Source organism: Cellulophaga lytica DSM 7489, assembly GCF_000190595.1.
Classification (GTDB): domain Bacteria; phylum Bacteroidota; class Bacteroidia; order Flavobacteriales; family Flavobacteriaceae; genus Cellulophaga; species Cellulophaga lytica.
The window spans coordinates 3,243,048-3,259,636 of the sequence record NC_015167.1; the positions used below are offsets into that span (position 1 = coordinate 3,243,048).

The window sequence follows — 16,589 nt, forward strand, 5'->3', positions numbered from 1 at the left end:
CTATGCTTTTAAGCTAGTTTTAGTATTGTTTTTAAAAGATGAACTACTAGGAAGCTCAAACAACTCTAAATCAAAAAATGGAATAGCGGCAAGTAAGTGATCAAATATATCAGACATTATATACTCGTAGTTTTCCCATCTTTTATCACTACTAAAGGCATAAACCTCTAAAGGAATACCTTGTGGAGTAGGAGCTAATTGCCTAACCATAACCATCATATCTTTATTTATAGCAGAATGATTTTTTAAATACGTGTCTGCATATTTTCTAAAAAGTCCAATGTTTGTAAGGTTTCTTCCGTTTATTAAAATAGACTTGTCTATATTATTACTTGTATTAAAATCAGTAATACTCTCTTGTCTACTTTTAATATAGTCGGTAATAAGACTAATTTTTTTAAATTTTTGAATGTCTTTTGGTGCTAAAAAATTGATACTTTCTTGTTTAATAATTAAAGCACGTTTAATTCTACGTCCTGGAGAATTTGTCATTCCTCTCCAGTTTTTAAAAGAATCCGAAATTAAGGCATAGGTTGGTATGGTTGTAATGGTATTGTCAAAGTTTTGTACTTTAACTGTAGCAAGGTTAATTTCTATAACATCTCCATCTGCACCATAATTGTCAAAAGAAATCCAATCACCAATGCGTACCATATCATTTATAGATACTTGTATGCTTGCAACAAAGCCAAGTATGGTGTCTTTAAAAATTAATAATATTACAGCAGAGGCCGTACCTAAACCAGTTAAAAATTTCCAAAGTTCTATGTCTGTAAGTATAGATATAGCTAACAAAATACCAATAGACCATAAAAAGATCATAAATACCTGTATGTAGCTATCTATAGGTTTGTCTTTAAGGTTTGGTAATGTTTTAAAGAAATCTTTTAAAGTATTAAGCAAACTCCTAACTACCCACAGCGTTAATACAATGCCAAAAACTTCTAAACCTTTTAAAATTATGCCTTGTGCTTTTATAAAACCATTAAAAACAAATGGAATAGCGTTGTAAGCAATAATAATAGGTACTATATGCGCTACATTTCTTGGTACTTTGTTTTTAACCAAAAAGTCATCAAAATTTGTTTTAGATATGCTTGTAAATTTTGCAAATACAGAAATGAATATTTTTCTTAAAACGTAATCAAAAATATAAAGAACAATTATTAAAAGAAGTAGTAAAATTAATGTGTTCAAGTATTTAGCATAAACATCATCCAAACCAATTTCTACTAAATAATTGTAAAGTAAAGAAGATACTTGATTTAAACTATACATATAATTGTTTATATTTTTAATATTAAACTAGACATTGGTAATTGTAATAAAAGGAATTAACTAATCTAAAAATTTAGATTTTAGCTCTGGAGTAGGAATCATACAATTATTTTTTTTGCCAAACCAATTGTATCTATTTTTTGCAATAATAGTATATATCCAATCTCTAAAACTAGCAGGAATTAGCTCTAAAATCCATAATAAAGACCAAATACCTCCAAATGAACGTCCAATTTTTAGAGCGGCAGACGATTTTACATAATATGCAATATTGGGCTCTATTAGTATAATAGAATCTGTTTTTTCCATATCAATATTACGTGTAGAAAAAAAATTATGTGCAATTTCTCCTTGTAATGTAGCAAATCTAAATTCATCTTTTTTATCATGTTTAATAATAAACTGTATAGCGTTGTTGCATAAATTGCAAACGCCATCAAAAAGAATTATTTTTTTATCTAAATCCACCCTGCAAAGATAAAATACCTACAGTAAAAAAGAGTGTTTTTATAATGAATTTAAGAAATCACCTAAATCTGTTTCTTTGCCTAAACTTAATTTCTTTTTAAGCCTATATTTAGATTTTAAAATACTATCTGGCAATACATTAAAAATGGCTGCAATTTCTTTAGTAGACAAGTTCATTCTTAAAAATGCAGCAAGTCTAATTTCTTTCTCAGATATATCTGCATAAATAGCTTTTAGTTTGTTATCAAAATCGTTATGAACATCTGCAAAATAAGATTTAAATAAGTCCCAGTCTTTATCATCTGCAGTTTGCTTTTTAAGTAACATTAAAATGCGTCTAAACTCTAATTTAAATTTTTCGGGATTATTTTTTAACTCTTTTAAGTTTTCTAATAGTTCTTGTGTAAAAGTATTTTTTTGTACCAAGTGTACCGTTAAACTTGCTAATTCTTTTTGTTTGTGTTCTATTTCTTTACGGTATAATTCATCTTGTTTTTTTTGTGTAACAATGTCCTTTTTCATACGCTGCCTGTAAATAAAAAAGATCATAATAGAAATAGAAAGAACAGAGAACATACCTGCAGCATAAAGACTAGTAGTTAAGGTTTTTAACTTGTTTTGCTGCTGTAAATTTTTAATTTCTTCTTCATTTAAAGCTAATGAAGTTTGTTTTTTTTCGGTTTCGTAAATGGTTTTAAGCTCTTCAATTTGCTGTACGTTTTTTAAGTTATAAATACTGTCTTTATAATTTTGATGATTTTTTAAGTCCTGTAATGCTAAACTATTATTGCCAAGTTTTTCATAAGCTAATGAACGTAATTTGTAATTTTCCATTAAATAATCTAACCTCTTTGAAGGTGTAGATTTTTCTATAGCCTTATCTAAATATGTTATTGCTAATTTTGGTTTATTAAGGTCTAAATAAAGTGTTCCTAGTTCTTTTAAAACATCAATATAATTGTATAAAAAGCCTTCTCTTTCATGAAATCTTAAACTTTCTTCTAAATAAACTTTAGATTTTTCAAAATCTCTAGATTCCCTGTATAAAGATCCTATATTAGTGTATAGCATTGCTTCATTAGATTTTAAACCGTGTTTTTGAGCAATTTTTAAACTTTCTCTAAAATGCAAAATTGCTTTGTCAAAATCTTTTAAGTTACAATATGTAGATCCAATTTGTAAATGCATATTACACATCCATATACTATCATCATTTAATTTATATACCTCCAGTGCTTTATTATAATATGATATAGCCTCGTTGTAATTGCCAATGTGGCTTTGTATTTCACCAATTCTAGCTGTAATATCAGCAATACGTATTGCACTACCATTTATAGAATCTAAAATTTTTAAAGATTCCATATACATTTTTTGAGATAATCTATACTGTCCCTTACTTAAATATACACTTGCAATATTTCCAATAGTATGACCATATAACCCAATTTTATTATTTTTTTTATAAATATTTTTGGCTTCGTTAAACATATCTAAAGACTTGTCTAAATTAGAGTTTAGTCTTTCTATATCTGCTAATTCATTAAGTCCCATAGCAAAAGAAACATTATCGTTAATTTCTTTTGCTAACGACATAGCAATTTTGTGATAATAAATTGAAGAATCCATTTTATGTAATACCTTATATGCTAAAGCGCTATTGTAGGCATTAGAAATAGTTTTTTGCTTATTGGATATAAGCTTAGCAATTTTATAAGCTTCTAGAGAGTATTTTAAAGATAGTTTTGGATTTTTATATTGAAGAATTGAATGTAGACTGTCTAATATTACTAATTTTTGCGATGAGGATATTTCTGTGTTTAATATATTTTTTAAACTATCTATTTCTTTATTAGATTGACTGAAAGAAAAAGTTGTAACACTTATTACCAAAAAGGTAATTATTAAGGTTTTCATAGGTTATTTCTGATAAAGTTAATTATATAAAGAATAAAATAATTGGGGACTTTACCTTTTTTCTTTGGTTCTAAGGTATTGATTTTTTATTTTTTTTATGATTTTAATTTTCATCAATCTTTGCTTGTCTATATCTTTTGTGAGATTTTTACCTCGTTATTTAAGCAGTAATGTATTGTGTATACCTTTGTTATATAGTGTTTTATTTTGTTTTTTGTAGTTTAAATGTAAATAAATATTTGTCCTGATGTTTATTTATTTAAAATTGATTTGTCCATACTTTGTCTATTATACATCTGATGTATTGGGGGTAATTAAAATATACTTTTGAGCTTTCAAATCTTAAAATAATATATTATGAAGCAAATGCATTCATATAGATCAAAAACAAACCTACTAATGTTTTTGTTTCTATTAGCGTCAGTATTATCTTGTAGTAAGGATGATGATTCTCAGCAAAAAAATAATGAATCCGAAAAGAGTAGTTTTAATGCTGTTCTTGCTGTTGGTGAAGATTTAGAAGATCCAATACAACAACAGCTAGAGGTTTCTTCTACACAAAGTGAGCAAGCAATTACTACAACAGACGATCAAGGTAACTCAACTGTAGAAAACTGGAGTTGCACTACAACTACTTATGATTTAAAAAGGGAATCTGGTGGAGAAGATGGTTTTCCTTTATTTAGTCCAAATGCTAAAATAATTTATCCAGGTAGCTTGTTACAGGGAAAAACACTTAAAAATACAACTCCAGACGTAATAGCTGTAGGTAGAGCAGGTGGGACGGTATCTTATGATTTGGTTAACGGTAATATATCTAGTACTGTAACTGTAGATGTGGTGTCTAAAAGTAGTATACAAGATGCTATGAACCAGATTATTGCAGCATCACCAGACGTAACGCCAGCAAATTTTACTTTTGAGTATGAACAAGTACAAAGTAGAGAGGCTTTAGCTATTAGTATGGGATTGGATGTTAAGTCTGCTTTTGTAAAAGCAGGTGCTAGTTTTGATTTTAAAAACGGAGATGATAAAAATAGAATTTTAGTAAAATTAAAACAAACGTTTTATACTATGTCTATGAACTTGCCAACTAGTAAGGACGATTTGTTTGCAGACACAGTAACTCCAGAAGATTTAGCAAAATATGTGCAAGAAGATAATCCTGCCACATACATTAGTGATGTTACCTATGGTAGGGTTTATTATATGTTAATAGAAACAAGCTCATCTTACCAAGAACTTAATGTAGCTGCTAATGCTAGTTTTGGCGTTTTTAGTACAAAAGTAAAAGCAGAATTAGAAGTTGATCACTTAAAAGAATTAAAAAATGTTAATATAAAAGTAATTGCATTTGGCGGAGATACAGAGTCTACCATTTCTACAATAGGAGAAACCAATTTAAGTTCTCTAGTAAGTTTGCTATCAAAAAGCGCAAATATTGGGTCTGGTTTACCAATAAGTTATGTAGTACGTAGTGTAAATACAAATCAAATAGTTGGTATACAACTTGCTACACAGTATAATGAAACTAATTGTGAGCCTCTTTTTGATAATGGCGAACCAATACAGACAAAGCACTGGAGAGGCAATATTTTAAATAAAATGGGAGGCGTTGGTGCAGCTTTTGAGCGTAATAAAGGAGAGTTTATACTTATAAATACGTCTGGAGATAAATATATGCGCAGTTTTAACGGCGCTTTAGAAGGTCCTTTTTCTGTAACTGATTTGTTTGGTGGCGAATACCCATTCTTTACTGGTGATAAGGACAGTGGAGAGTTTGATGGTATAGGAGCTATTGTAAATATTAGAAACAATAGTAAAGAAGATAGCATAGATAATGAAAGGCAATTTTTAGCAGTTTCAAAAAGTGGTTTGCAGTTTAAATACGCTAGTGGAAATTCTTGGGAAAGTTTTACTAGTATAGCAGATTTATCTGTTGAAAAAATAAACACTATAGGGGATAATCCTTTTGGTGTTAGTGGCATTGGAGCAGTATTAAATGTTTTTTACGAGGTAGAAGACAAAGAGACCGGTTATTATAAAAGTTCATTACACTTTTTTAATAAGGTTGGTACTAAACAAACTTTGTTTTGGTCAGGAAGTAGATATGGAAAAGGTGGAGAGATTAGTCATTCATATGATTTAACTTCAACTTCTAGTCAGTATAAAAACATACCTTTTACTGCTATTGGTGCGGCATTAAGATTTGATGTTGGAGGCAGCAAAAAATATATAATATTTGATATAACTGGTACAAAATACATAGTTTCTAGTAATAATACGGGTGATTATTCTCCAATTTTTATTCTCTAAGTGTTTAATAAAATACCTTTAGATAGCTAATTCTAAATTATTTCCAAATTTTACTTTCCTACTTATGATTGCATTTAATTATGCATTGGTCCTTAATAACTGTTAATAATTATATAGGATTGAGTTAGTGTAACTGGGCAATTTAACTATTGCTCAGTTTTTTATTGGGTATAAATTCTAGTTTTAGAAGCTCATTGATATTTAAAAAAGAATAGTAGGGTAGGTATAAAACACAGAAAAATCTTAAATTAAACAAGTAAGAATTACTTTTTTTATATTAAATAGTGACATTTACAAGTATATACTTTTGTAAGTATGCATTATTTATAAATAATTACGCAGCCATATCCTTAATGTATTATTTTTTGATAATATTTTAGATTGAGAAATTAATGTAAACTAGAAAACACTTCATTTAATTTATTGTTAATCAATATTTTGAATAAAAATTAAATTTATTGACATCTTTTTTATGTAATTGTACGTATATAAATTGCAATCAAGAAAAATCTTTGTAATTATTAAGATTTTTTGAAGAAAAATGAAGAAAGTATATGCTTGTCCATACTTTGTCCATAGTATTTTCTTTATAAAAGCATTGATAAAAGCTACTTTTGTAGTGTGAGAATATAACATTAAACTAAATATGGTTTACCCAAAATATTTAGTTTTAAAAGTTGGGGAACAGTCGGCCTCTTAAGTAGTTTTGTAAACTTCATAATACTTAATGCTGGCTGTTATTTTTTAGCCTGTACCAACTCTAATTTATCTACACTTACACTAGTAGTAAATAATCCATAATTTACAACAGCTTTATTCTTTTCTAAAGTATCTATACTACCAACAGCTTTACCATCTAGTAAACGGACTCTGTCACCAACTTTAAAAATATACTTAGGTTTTAGTTTTTCTTTTACAATAGCCTTTTTCTTTTCTACTTTTTTCTTTTCGCGTATTACCTCTACCTTTTTGGCTACTTCTTGTTCTACTAACTTCTTTTTAGCTTTTTGTGCTTTTACTTCTTTAGCTGTTTTCTTTTTTCTTTTACTATTTTCAGTTTCTACAATGCGTAATAGTTCAGATATTACTACTTTCTTTTTCTTATCCTGAAAATATTTCTCTGCAGCATCATTAACCTTATTACCTAAATAAATCATACGTTGGTTATGGTCATACAATTCTTGGTAATTTTCTAGTTTAGATTTAATTTTTGTATTTAGCTCTTCAAGTCGTCTAGATTCTTGTCTAGCTTTACTTTCTTCTTCTTGTAATCTAGAACCAGTTTTTTCCATTTTGCTTCGCTCTTTTTGCATTTTAGCAATAGTAGCATCAAAACGTACTTTACCTCGCTCAATTTTCTTTTTAGCTTTATTAATTAAGCTATAGGGAATACCGTTTTTTTGTGCAACTTCAAAAGTAAAAGAACTACCTGCCTGCCCTAAAACAAGTTTAAAAGTTGGTTCTAAACTTTTAGCATCAAACAACATATTGGCATTTGTAGCGTGCGGTAATTCATTTGCTAACATTTTTAGGTTTGCATAATGTGTGGTAATTACACCATAAGCACCACGGTCATAAAAGACTTCTAAAAAAGTTTCTGCCAATGCACCACCAAGTTCAGGATCACTACCTGTACCAAATTCATCAATTAAAAAAAGTGTTTTATCATTACACTTTTTTAAAAAGCTGTTCATATTTTTAAGCCTATAACTATAGGTACTTAAGTGGTTTTCTATAGATTGATTATCTCCAATGTCTGTCAATATTTTTTCAAATAAACAGACCGTACTACGTTCATGCACCGGAATTAGCATACCGCTTTGCAACATTACTTGTAGCAAACCAATTGTTTTTAAGGTAATACTTTTACCACCAGCATTAGGGCCAGAGATTACAATAATTCTGTTGTCTTGTTTTAGCTCTATAGTTTGTGGCCAAGTTTTTTCGTTTTTTCTGGTATTTGTTAGGTATAAGAGTGGGTGGTAAGCGTCTCGCAAATACATTTCTCTTTCTTCACTTATTTTTGGTAAAAGAGACTTTGTATCTTGTGCATATTTGGCTTTTGCAGCAGTAACATCGGTCTGTGCAAGGTATTCTTGGTAACTGGCCAATACGTAATCAAAAGGTTTTATAGCAGCTGTTAATTCTTTTAAAATACGATTTACTTCCTCTTTTTCATCGTATTCTAAATTGTTTAATTCTCTACTATGGCGCAATGTAGCTTCAGGTTCTATGTAAACAATACTACCAGTTTTAGAAGCTCCCATAACGGCACCTTTTACCTTTTTGCGGTACATTGCTTTTACAGCTAAAACACGCCTGTTATCTACAACAGATTCTCTAATTTCATCTAAATAATCTGCCGAGTTATAAGAGTTTAATGCAGATATAAAACTACCATTAATTTTACCTTTTACCGCATTAATTTCTCTTCGTAAATCATACAGTTTACTAGAAGCTTTATCTTTAACCTCACCAAACTTATCTATAACAGCATCAATTGCATTTGGTATTTCTGGCAACACATTTAGCGTTTCAGAATAGCTATGTAATAGTGGATAATATTCTTTAAATTTTTTAAAAAACTTAGTATGTATAACTACAGTATTACAAATACTGCTAATTTTTTTAAAGCCTCCAATTTCTAAGGTTGCATTTTCTATTTTTAATAAATGTAATTCTTTTGTAATAGTATCAAAACCGTGATTAGGAATTCGGTTTTCATTATCATAAGACGCTACATACTCATTAGTTTTCCCTAATTGCTTTATAATTTCTTCTTTATCACTAAAAGGAGCTATTTCTAAAGCCAACTCTTTACCTAGTTCTGTACTACAGCGCAAGTTAATGTGTTCTAATACGGTATTAAACTCTAGGTCTTGAAGTGTTTTAGGGTGAATTTTATGCATTGTATAATTTTAAGCCTTGCAAAGGTAAAGATAAGTGATGAAACTGTGAATTTGTAGTATTTATTTTAGGCGTTAAATTTCCAAGCTAAAATTCTACTTTTTTTATTGCCTTGCTCCATAGGTACTATAAAATAACTAGCTTTTAGTTTAGTAAGTTGTTTTTGTAATTTAGGTAAATTATCACTTTTAGAAACCAAGCTAGTAAAAACAGTAACTTGGTCTTTAAACAAAACACTCTCTTTTATTAACCTTTTTAAAAATAATGCTTCACCACCATTACACCATAGCTCGTTAGCCATACCACCAAAGTTTAGCTCTAACCCATTAGCTTGCTTTCCTAAATTTTTTAGTTTGCGTTGTGTACCTTTTGTAGCTTCTTTTTCTGATGAATGAAAAGGCGGATTACACATTGTAAAGTCAAACTTTTCATTTGGTTTAATTATACCAGTAAAAATGTTTGCATTACTATTTTGTTTCCTTATTTCTATGCTATCTATTAGGTTAGTGTTTGCTGCTACAATTTGTTTGGCATTAGTAACTGCGGTTTCATTAATATCTGCGCCAACCATTTGCCAATTGTAAATTGTTTTACCTAAAATTGGATAAATGCAATTTGCACCAACACCAATGTCTAAGCCTTTAATTGTATCCTTTATATTTTCTTTAGCAAGTATATCTGCTATATGATGTATATAATCTGCACGTCCGGGAATGGGAGCACAAAGGTAATTTTTAGGTATACCCCAATGGTTTATGTTATAATGTAACTTTAATAAGGCCTTATTAAGGTGTAAAACTGCTTCCGAATTAAAAAAGTCTATTGTCTTGTTATTAAATTTATTATCAGTTATATACAGGCTTAACTCTGGATGTTTCTCAATTAACTTATTAAATTGATATGGTGTATTATGTAGATTTTTTGGATGCACAGCTACTATTTTTTACAAATGTAAGATGATATCTAAAGAGATCACCCATTTTTTTATGCATTCTAGCAAAAAGAGTACCTATCTTTGTGCAAAATTATATTATGTCAAAAAAGTTTTCTAAACTAGGAGTATCTACTCCTCTTCTAAAAAGTTTAGCCGAATTAGAGATTACAACTCCTACAGAAATACAAGTAAAATCTATACCAGTATTATTAGAAGCTAACAAAGATTTTGTTGGTTTAGCAAAAACAGGAACAGGTAAAACAGCAGCTTTTGGTTTACCTCTTATACAATTAATAAATACAGAAAGCGCAAATATACAAGCAGTAATAGTTGTTCCCACAAGGGAGTTAGGACAACAAATTTACAGTAATTTAGTTTCTTTTGCTTCACATATGCCTGCCGTTTCTATAGCGTCTGTATGTGGGGGAACACCTATAAAACCACAAATAGAGCGATTAAAAGAAAACACACATATTGTTATTGCTACTCCTGGTAGATTAATAGATTTGCTTAAGCGTAATGCCATAACTATTAATAGTGCTAAATATTTGGTTTTAGATGAGGCAGATGAAATGGTAACCTCTTTAAAAGATGGTTTAGATACTATTGTTGCAGCATTGCCCAAAGACAAAAGAACTATATTGTTTACAGCTACAATGCCTGGCACAATTAAGCAAATAGTACAAAACTACTTATCTAAACACGTTACACAGGTTAGTGTAAATATGGAGACGGTTGGTAATACTAGTATAGATCACCAGTATGTTGTTGTAGAACCTATAGAAAAACTAGAGGTTTTAATGCACTTTTTAAACTCTAAAGAAGGCCAAAGAGGTATTATATTTTGTAAAACAAAAGCAGCAGTAAATAAATTAGCTAAGAATTTAGCAATAAATAAATTTTCTTCTGGTGCTTTACATGGTAGTTTAACTCAACCTATAAGAGATCGTATAATGGGTCAGTTTAGAGAAGGGCACATAAAAATACTAGTTGCAACAGATTTGGCAGCACGTGGTTTAGATGTAAAAGAAATTACCTATGTTGTAAATTATCATTTACCAGATGTTTATGAAACTTATGTGCACAGAAGTGGACGTACAGCAAGAGCAGGAGCAGATGGTTTTTCGTTAACAATACTACAGAAAGAAGAGGAGCAAGACATAGCAGAGTTTGAAAATGAATTAGGCATAACGTTTAAAAAGTTTAAAAAAGCTGATGCAGCTAGCATAGAAGAAAATAATACGCTTTTATGGGCTAGAAAAATTTTTAAAACAAAACCTAATCACACTATTTCTCCAGAATTTAAAGAAAAAGTACATACCATTTTTCATCATTTAACTAAAGAAGAATTGGTAGATAAAATTTTAGCAAATCAATTAGGGCAAACCAAAAAACTTGGTTCTGCACCATCAGAAGATAACAACTTTACGCTTTAATAGCATAAAAAGTATGGCAAATACAATAAAAAATAGGGAAGATATTTTACAAAAATTAAATATTCACCAATTAAATCCAATGCAGGAAGAGGCTCTTTCTGTAATAGAAAATACAACTAATACGGTATTATTATCGCCAACAGGAACAGGTAAAACACTTGCTTTTTTATTACCTTTAATAGATAGGTTAAATCCAGATTTAGAAGAAATACAAGCTTTAATTCTAGTACCTTCTAGAGAATTAGCTATACAAATAGAACAAGTTATTCGTTCTATGGGTTCTGGTTACAAAGTTAATGCTGTTTATGGTGGTAGGTCAATGTCTAAAGATAAAATAGAGCTAAAACATACTCCTGCAATTCTAATTGGTACACCTGGTAGAATAGCAGATCATTTTGATAATGAACGTTTTTCTACAAACTTTATTAAAACGTTGGTTTTAGATGAGTTTGACAAGTCTTTGGAAACTGGTTTTGAAGAGCAAATGAAATATATAATTGGGTTGCTTCCTAGTTTAAATAGGCGTATTTTAACCTCTGCAACACAAGGAGTTACTATTCCTAAATTTGTTAGGTTAGACAAAGCTGTTACTATTAATTTTTTAAAAGAAACTACTAATAAATTAGCTGTAAAAACGGTTGTTTCTCCTAATAGAGACAAATTAAGAACCCTACTTAATTTATTAAATTATGAAGGTAATAGTCCAGGAATTATTTTTTGTAATCTTAGAGAGAGTATAAAAGGAGTTAGCAAATTTTTAGACAAAAATAATATTACGCACGGCTGTTTTCATGGAGATATGGAACAGAAAGATAGAGAACGATCTTTATTAAAATTTAGAAACGGTACTTATGATGTTATTGTAGCTACAGATTTGGCTGCTCGTGGTATAGATATTCCAGAAATGAAATATATTATTCATTATGAACTTCCTTATAAAAAAGAAGAGTTTATACACAGAAATGGTAGAACAGCACGTGTAAACTCTAAAGGTACTGCCTATGTATTAAAATGGGAAGAAGAAAACTTACCAGATTTTATAAAAAATGCTCCTGTAGCAAAAATTAATAAAACAGGAACAAGAAAACCGCCATACTGGACAACATTATTTATCTCAGGAGGAAGAAAAGATAAAATATCTAAAGGAGATATTGCTGGCCTGTTTTTTAAGCAAGGTAATATTAATAAAGATGAATTGGGGGTTATAGAGCTTAAGCAAGACTGTACTTTTGTTTCTGTACCTGCAACTATTGCACCTAAGCTTGTAAATAAATTAAACAATACAAGGCTAAAAAAGAAAAAAGTTAGAATAAGCATTATTTAAGGATGAACGATGAAACCACTGGTGCAAATAATGCATTACAACAAGAAGAAATAGATAAGTGTATTTCTGTTTTAGAACATTTAATTACTAATACAGATGAAATTTTTGAAATTTCTAAAGAGAAAAGAACCGCTTTAATTAAAGCTGCAGGTCAGCTTTCTAGACCCAATAGAGACGAGTTTTCTCGCAGAAAAAAAGATGCCAAAAAAGCGCAAAAGCGTAAACAAGATGCTAAAGACCGTAATGCTCGTAAAGAAACTGGTATACGTAGTGCTCGTGAAGCTGTAGTTTTTGTTGCTCCTAAACTGTTGCCTCAGGCAGATTTGTCTAATCAAAAAGAATTGGTGTTAGAGTCGCCAAGAAACTGTTACGTTTGTAAAGACTTGTTTACTAAGCTGCATCATTTTTATGATCAAATGTGTACTAGTTGCGCAGATTTTAACTATGCTAAACGTTTTCAAACAACAGATTTAAAAGGTCAGGTTGCAGTAATAACAGGTTCTAGATTAAAAATTGGTTACCACATAACACTAATGCTTTTACGTGCTGGTGCAACTGTTGTAGCAACAACTAGGTTTCCGGTAGATTCTGCTTTGCGTTTCTCTAAAGAAGAAGATTTTACACAATGGGGACATCGTTTAAAAATTCATGGTTTAGATTTAAGGCACATACCTAGTGTAGAGATCTTCTGTAACTTTATAGAGCAAAAATATGAGAATTTAGATATTCTTATTAATAATGCAGCGCAAACAGTGCGTAGACCAGCAGGTTTTTATACACACTTAATGGCCAATGAAGAAAAACCAATTTCTGATTTACCAAAGTATGCAGCAGATTTATTGCAAGACCACGTAGGTTGTATGCAAGAGCTTAAGGCACTAACTTCTGGAGCATCACCCAATAAAAATATGCCAGTAACTTGGCATGGTCCAGAACCAGGAATAGGAATTAGAGCTTCGGCTAAATTATCGCAAATTCCGTATAGTTTTGATAATTCATTACAAACTTCAGAAGTTTTCCCTGAAGGAGAGTTAGATGCAGATTTACAACAGGTAGATTTACGTAAAACAAATAGCTGGCGTTTAAAACTTGGGCAAATAGAAACTACAGAAATGATAGAAGTACAATTGGTAAATTCTGTGGCTCCTTTTGTGTTATGTAACCGACTTTCTGAAGTAATGAAGAAAGAGAATACAGGTAAAAAACACATTATAAATGTTTCTGCTATGGAAGGTAAATTTCATAGGTTTTTTAAAGAAGACAGACACCCACATACAAATATGGCAAAAGCAGCTTTAAATATGCTTACCCATACCGCAGCAGGCAGTTTGGCTAAAGATGGTATTTATATTAATGCTGTAGATACTGGTTGGGTTACAGATGAAGATCCTGCAGAATTATCTAAAAGAAAAGTGGAATTACATGATTTTCAGCCTCCTTTAGATATTGTAGATGGTGCAGCACGTGTAATGGACCCGTTAATAGATGGTATTAATACAGGTAAACATTGGAGTGGTAAATTTTTAAAGGATTACCGACCTATAGATTGGTAGCCTTTTAAAAAGATAGTATTATTTAAATTGAAGTTAAACTTCTGTTAGGCTTTGTTAAACACTCTTTATTGATGTTCATTTTTTGTAAATTATAACATATTGATGATTTCATCAAAAAAACAATATGTATAACAAATTTTTAAAAATAATATAGAATGATAAAACCTAGAGAAAAAGCACCAGAACTTAGTATTAAATTAGTAAATGATAGTACTTGGAAATTAAGTGAACAATCTCCTGAAAATTTTACTTTAATTCTTTTTTATAGAGGTAAACATTGTCCTGTTTGTCAAAAACAATTAGAGCAAATGCAAAAATCGCTTCCTAAATTTACAGAACGTGGAGTAAATGTAATTGCAATAAGTTCAGATACAGAAGAAGTAGCAAAAGAAACTTATAAAGATTGGGATATTGATGATATTCCGCTTGGTTATGGTTTGTCTATTGATGAAGCAAGAAAATGGGGCTTATTTATTTCTAGCGGAATAAAAAAAGAACCAGATTATTTTACAGAACCAGGCTTGTTTTTGCTATCACCAGATTCTACAGTTTATTGGGAGTCTATACAATCTATGCCATTTGGGCGTCCGGAATTTAGAGATGTTTTAGGAGGTATAGACTACATTTTAAAAGCCAATTATCCTGCAAGGGGAGAAGCATAATTTTTTTGTATAAACACCCTAAAATGGTAACGCACAGCTAATTGGTAAAGTGGTATAAAAATTATGTTGCAATATTATCTTTAAGTTAACTGATTATAAAGTATTTAAATAAATTTTGGTGGTACGCTTCTTTAGTAGTACTTTTGCTATAAATTAATATATTATAAATACAATACAATGAGTAAAGGAACAGTAAAATTCTTCAACGATGAAAAAGGATTTGGTTTTATCACAGAAGAAGGTTCAGGTAAAGACATCTTTGTACACATCTCAGGTTTAGTAGACGAAATTCGTGAAGGCGATGAAGTTGAATACGAGGTTACAGAAGGTAAAAAAGGTTTAAACGCAGCAAACGTAAGAGTTTTATAACATATACTATAAGAGCTTTAAGCTAAGAGTCTATTCTAAGGAATAGACTCTTTTTTTTTGCTAATTTTTAACACATAAACTAAGTAAATATCAACCTAAAAAATAAGCTTATTTTGTACCTTTATAGTACAATTTAAACTTATGGGAGATAAAAAAAAAGTAGTAGTTATAGGTGCTGGTTTTGGCGGTATAACTATAGCAAAAGCTTTTAAAAACAAAAATGTAGACGTACGTCTAATAGACCAAAACAATTACCATAATTTTCAACCTTTAATGTATCAAATAGCTACTGGAGGTCTTGAGCCAGATAGTATAGCATATCCTGTTAGGCGTATTTTTAGGGGCTATAACAATGTTACCTTTAGAATGGCAAATGTTAACTCTGTAAATGCAACAACTAAAGAGCTACAAACATCTATAGGAACAATTAAGTATGATTATTTGGTTATAGCAACAGGGAGTCAAAACAATTTCTTTAATTTTGAACCTGTAAAGAATGATTTACTTACTTTAAAGTCTATTCCAGATGCATTAAACTTAAGAAGCTATATTTTTCAAAATCTAGAAAAAGCTTTAGCTAAAAAAGATAAAGAACCCTTAGAAGAAATATTAAATATAGCTATTGTAGGTGGTGGACCAGCAGGTTTAGAATTGGCTGGTGCCCTTGCAGAAATGAAAAAGCACGTTTTACCTAAAGATTTTCCTGATTTAGACATTTCTAAAATGACTATAAATTTGTACGAAGCTTCTCCGCATCTTTTAAATGTAATGTCTAAAGATGCCTCAGAAAAAAGTTTACTGTATTTAACTAATTTAGGGGTAAATGTACATTTAAACTCCAGAGTAAGCTCATATGAGAATAATAAGTTACAAATAGGTGATAACAGTTTTTATACAGATACTGTAATTTGGACAGCTGGTGTAAAAGCAGCTCCAATAGAAGGTTTGCCAAAAGAGGCTATAATAGGAGGTAACCGCATTGCAGTTGACGCATACAACCAAGTAGTACAAACTAAAGATGTTTTTGCAATAGGTGATGTTGCTGCACATATCTCTGAAGAGGACCCTAAAGGTTTACCAATGTTAGCTCCAGTAGCACAGCAGCAAGGTGCGCATTTGGCAAAAAATATAATGAAATTGGTAAATAATGAAAAACCAGAACCTTTTGTTTATGTAAACAAAGGAGTAATGGCTACCATAGGCCGTAAAAAAGCAGTGGTAGATTTACCTAAGTTTAAATTTCAAGGAACTTTTGCTTGGATTGTGTGGATGTTTATACATATTATGTCTTTGGTAGGTTTTAAAAATAAAATATCTGCTTTTATGGGATGGATGACTAATTATTTTACTTATGATAGGCCATTAGGATTAATTATTAGGCCATTTACAAAAAGAAAATAATATTCTATTGTAGTTTATAGATTG

The 16,589-nt window shown here is 30.1% G+C and carries 12 protein-coding genes; 7 read left to right on the top strand and 5 right to left on the bottom strand.

Annotated elements, in window-relative coordinates; translation table 11 throughout:
* The 3 genes from CELLY_RS14210 to CELLY_RS14220 are packed head-to-tail and all read right to left on the bottom strand — an operon-like array spanning position 1 to position 3,663.
* Positions 1–1,278, bottom strand: a complete 1,278-nt coding sequence (locus CELLY_RS14210) for a mechanosensitive ion channel family protein (protein WP_013622387.1) — start codon at positions 1,276–1,278, stop codon at positions 1–3.
* Between the two features lie 60 nt (positions 1,279–1,338).
* A complete protein-coding gene (locus CELLY_RS14215; protein ID WP_013622388.1) occupies positions 1,339–1,746 on the bottom strand; it encodes a thiol-disulfide oxidoreductase DCC family protein in 408 nt (135 codons plus the stop codon).
* Between the two features lie 39 nt (positions 1,747–1,785).
* The gene (locus CELLY_RS14220; protein WP_013622389.1) at positions 1,786–3,663 is read right to left on the bottom strand and encodes a tetratricopeptide repeat protein; all 1,878 of its coding nucleotides are present in this window, start codon (positions 3,661–3,663) and stop codon (positions 1,786–1,788) included.
* Between the two features lie 357 nt (positions 3,664–4,020).
* On the opposite strand from CELLY_RS14220, the gene CELLY_RS14225 reads away from it, so the two are divergent.
* Positions 4,021–5,979 carry a thiol-activated cytolysin family protein gene (locus CELLY_RS14225; protein WP_013622390.1) on the top strand — a complete coding sequence of 653 codons (1,959 nt, stop codon included), beginning with the start codon at positions 4,021–4,023 and terminating at the stop codon, positions 5,977–5,979.
* A 737-nt stretch (positions 5,980–6,716) separates the two neighbouring features.
* On the opposite strand, the gene CELLY_RS14230 is transcribed toward CELLY_RS14225, so the two are convergent.
* Together CELLY_RS14230 and rlmF are read right to left on the bottom strand one after the other, a co-directional pair.
* Entirely contained in the window at positions 6,717–8,888 is a 2,172-nt protein-coding gene (locus CELLY_RS14230) for an endonuclease MutS2 (protein WP_013622391.1), read from the bottom strand.
* A gap of 65 nt (positions 8,889–8,953) precedes the next feature.
* The gene (gene rlmF / locus CELLY_RS14235; protein ID WP_013622392.1) at positions 8,954–9,817 is read right to left on the bottom strand and encodes a 23S rRNA (adenine(1618)-N(6))-methyltransferase RlmF; all 864 of its coding nucleotides are present in this window, start codon (positions 9,815–9,817) and stop codon (positions 8,954–8,956) included.
* 101 nt (positions 9,818–9,918) lie between these two features.
* On the opposite strand from rlmF, the gene CELLY_RS14240 reads away from it, so the two are divergent.
* From CELLY_RS14240 to CELLY_RS14265, 6 genes are all read left to right on the top strand, one after another.
* Entirely contained in the window at positions 9,919–11,256 is a 1,338-nt protein-coding gene (locus tag CELLY_RS14240) for a DEAD/DEAH box helicase (protein WP_013622393.1), read from the top strand.
* A gap of 13 nt (positions 11,257–11,269) precedes the next feature.
* Positions 11,270–12,580 carry a DEAD/DEAH box helicase gene (locus CELLY_RS14245; RefSeq protein WP_013622394.1) on the top strand — a complete coding sequence of 437 codons (1,311 nt, stop codon included), beginning with the start codon at positions 11,270–11,272 and terminating at the stop codon, positions 12,578–12,580.
* A gap of 2 nt (positions 12,581–12,582) precedes the next feature.
* Entirely contained in the window at positions 12,583–14,133 is a 1,551-nt protein-coding gene (locus CELLY_RS14250) for an SDR family NAD(P)-dependent oxidoreductase (protein WP_013622395.1), read from the top strand.
* 155 nt (positions 14,134–14,288) lie between these two features.
* On the top strand, positions 14,289–14,795 hold the full coding sequence (locus CELLY_RS14255; RefSeq protein ID WP_013622396.1) for a peroxiredoxin-like family protein: 507 nt from the start codon (positions 14,289–14,291) through the stop codon (positions 14,793–14,795).
* Positions 14,796–14,972: 177 nt separating this feature from the next.
* The gene (locus CELLY_RS14260; protein WP_013622397.1) at positions 14,973–15,164 is read left to right on the top strand and encodes a cold-shock protein; all 192 of its coding nucleotides are present in this window, start codon (positions 14,973–14,975) and stop codon (positions 15,162–15,164) included.
* A 141-nt stretch (positions 15,165–15,305) separates the two neighbouring features.
* Positions 15,306–16,565 carry an NAD(P)/FAD-dependent oxidoreductase gene (locus tag CELLY_RS14265; RefSeq protein WP_013622398.1) on the top strand — a complete coding sequence of 420 codons (1,260 nt, stop codon included), beginning with the start codon at positions 15,306–15,308 and terminating at the stop codon, positions 16,563–16,565.
* Positions 16,566–16,589 lie beyond the last annotated feature (24 nt).

Coding starts and splice junctions, on each gene's coding strand:
- CELLY_RS14240 (WP_013622393.1), top strand. CDS start 9,919: ATGTCAAAAAAGTTTTCTAAACTAGGAGTATCTACTCCTCTTCTAAAA.
- CELLY_RS14210 (WP_013622387.1), bottom strand. CDS start 1,278: ATGTATAGTTTAAATCAAGTATCTTCTTTACTTTACAATTATTTAGTA.
- CELLY_RS14230 (WP_013622391.1), bottom strand. CDS start 8,888: ATGCATAAAATTCACCCTAAAACACTTCAAGACCTAGAGTTTAATACC.
- CELLY_RS14250 (WP_013622395.1), top strand. CDS start 12,583: ATGAACGATGAAACCACTGGTGCAAATAATGCATTACAACAAGAAGAA.
- CELLY_RS14220 (WP_013622389.1), bottom strand. CDS start 3,663: ATGAAAACCTTAATAATTACCTTTTTGGTAATAAGTGTTACAACTTTT.
- CELLY_RS14245 (WP_013622394.1), top strand. CDS start 11,270: ATGGCAAATACAATAAAAAATAGGGAAGATATTTTACAAAAATTAAAT.
- CELLY_RS14225 (WP_013622390.1), top strand. CDS start 4,021: ATGAAGCAAATGCATTCATATAGATCAAAAACAAACCTACTAATGTTT.
- CELLY_RS14260 (WP_013622397.1), top strand. CDS start 14,973: ATGAGTAAAGGAACAGTAAAATTCTTCAACGATGAAAAAGGATTTGGT.
- CELLY_RS14255 (WP_013622396.1), top strand. CDS start 14,289: ATGATAAAACCTAGAGAAAAAGCACCAGAACTTAGTATTAAATTAGTA.
- CELLY_RS14265 (WP_013622398.1), top strand. CDS start 15,306: ATGGGAGATAAAAAAAAAGTAGTAGTTATAGGTGCTGGTTTTGGCGGT.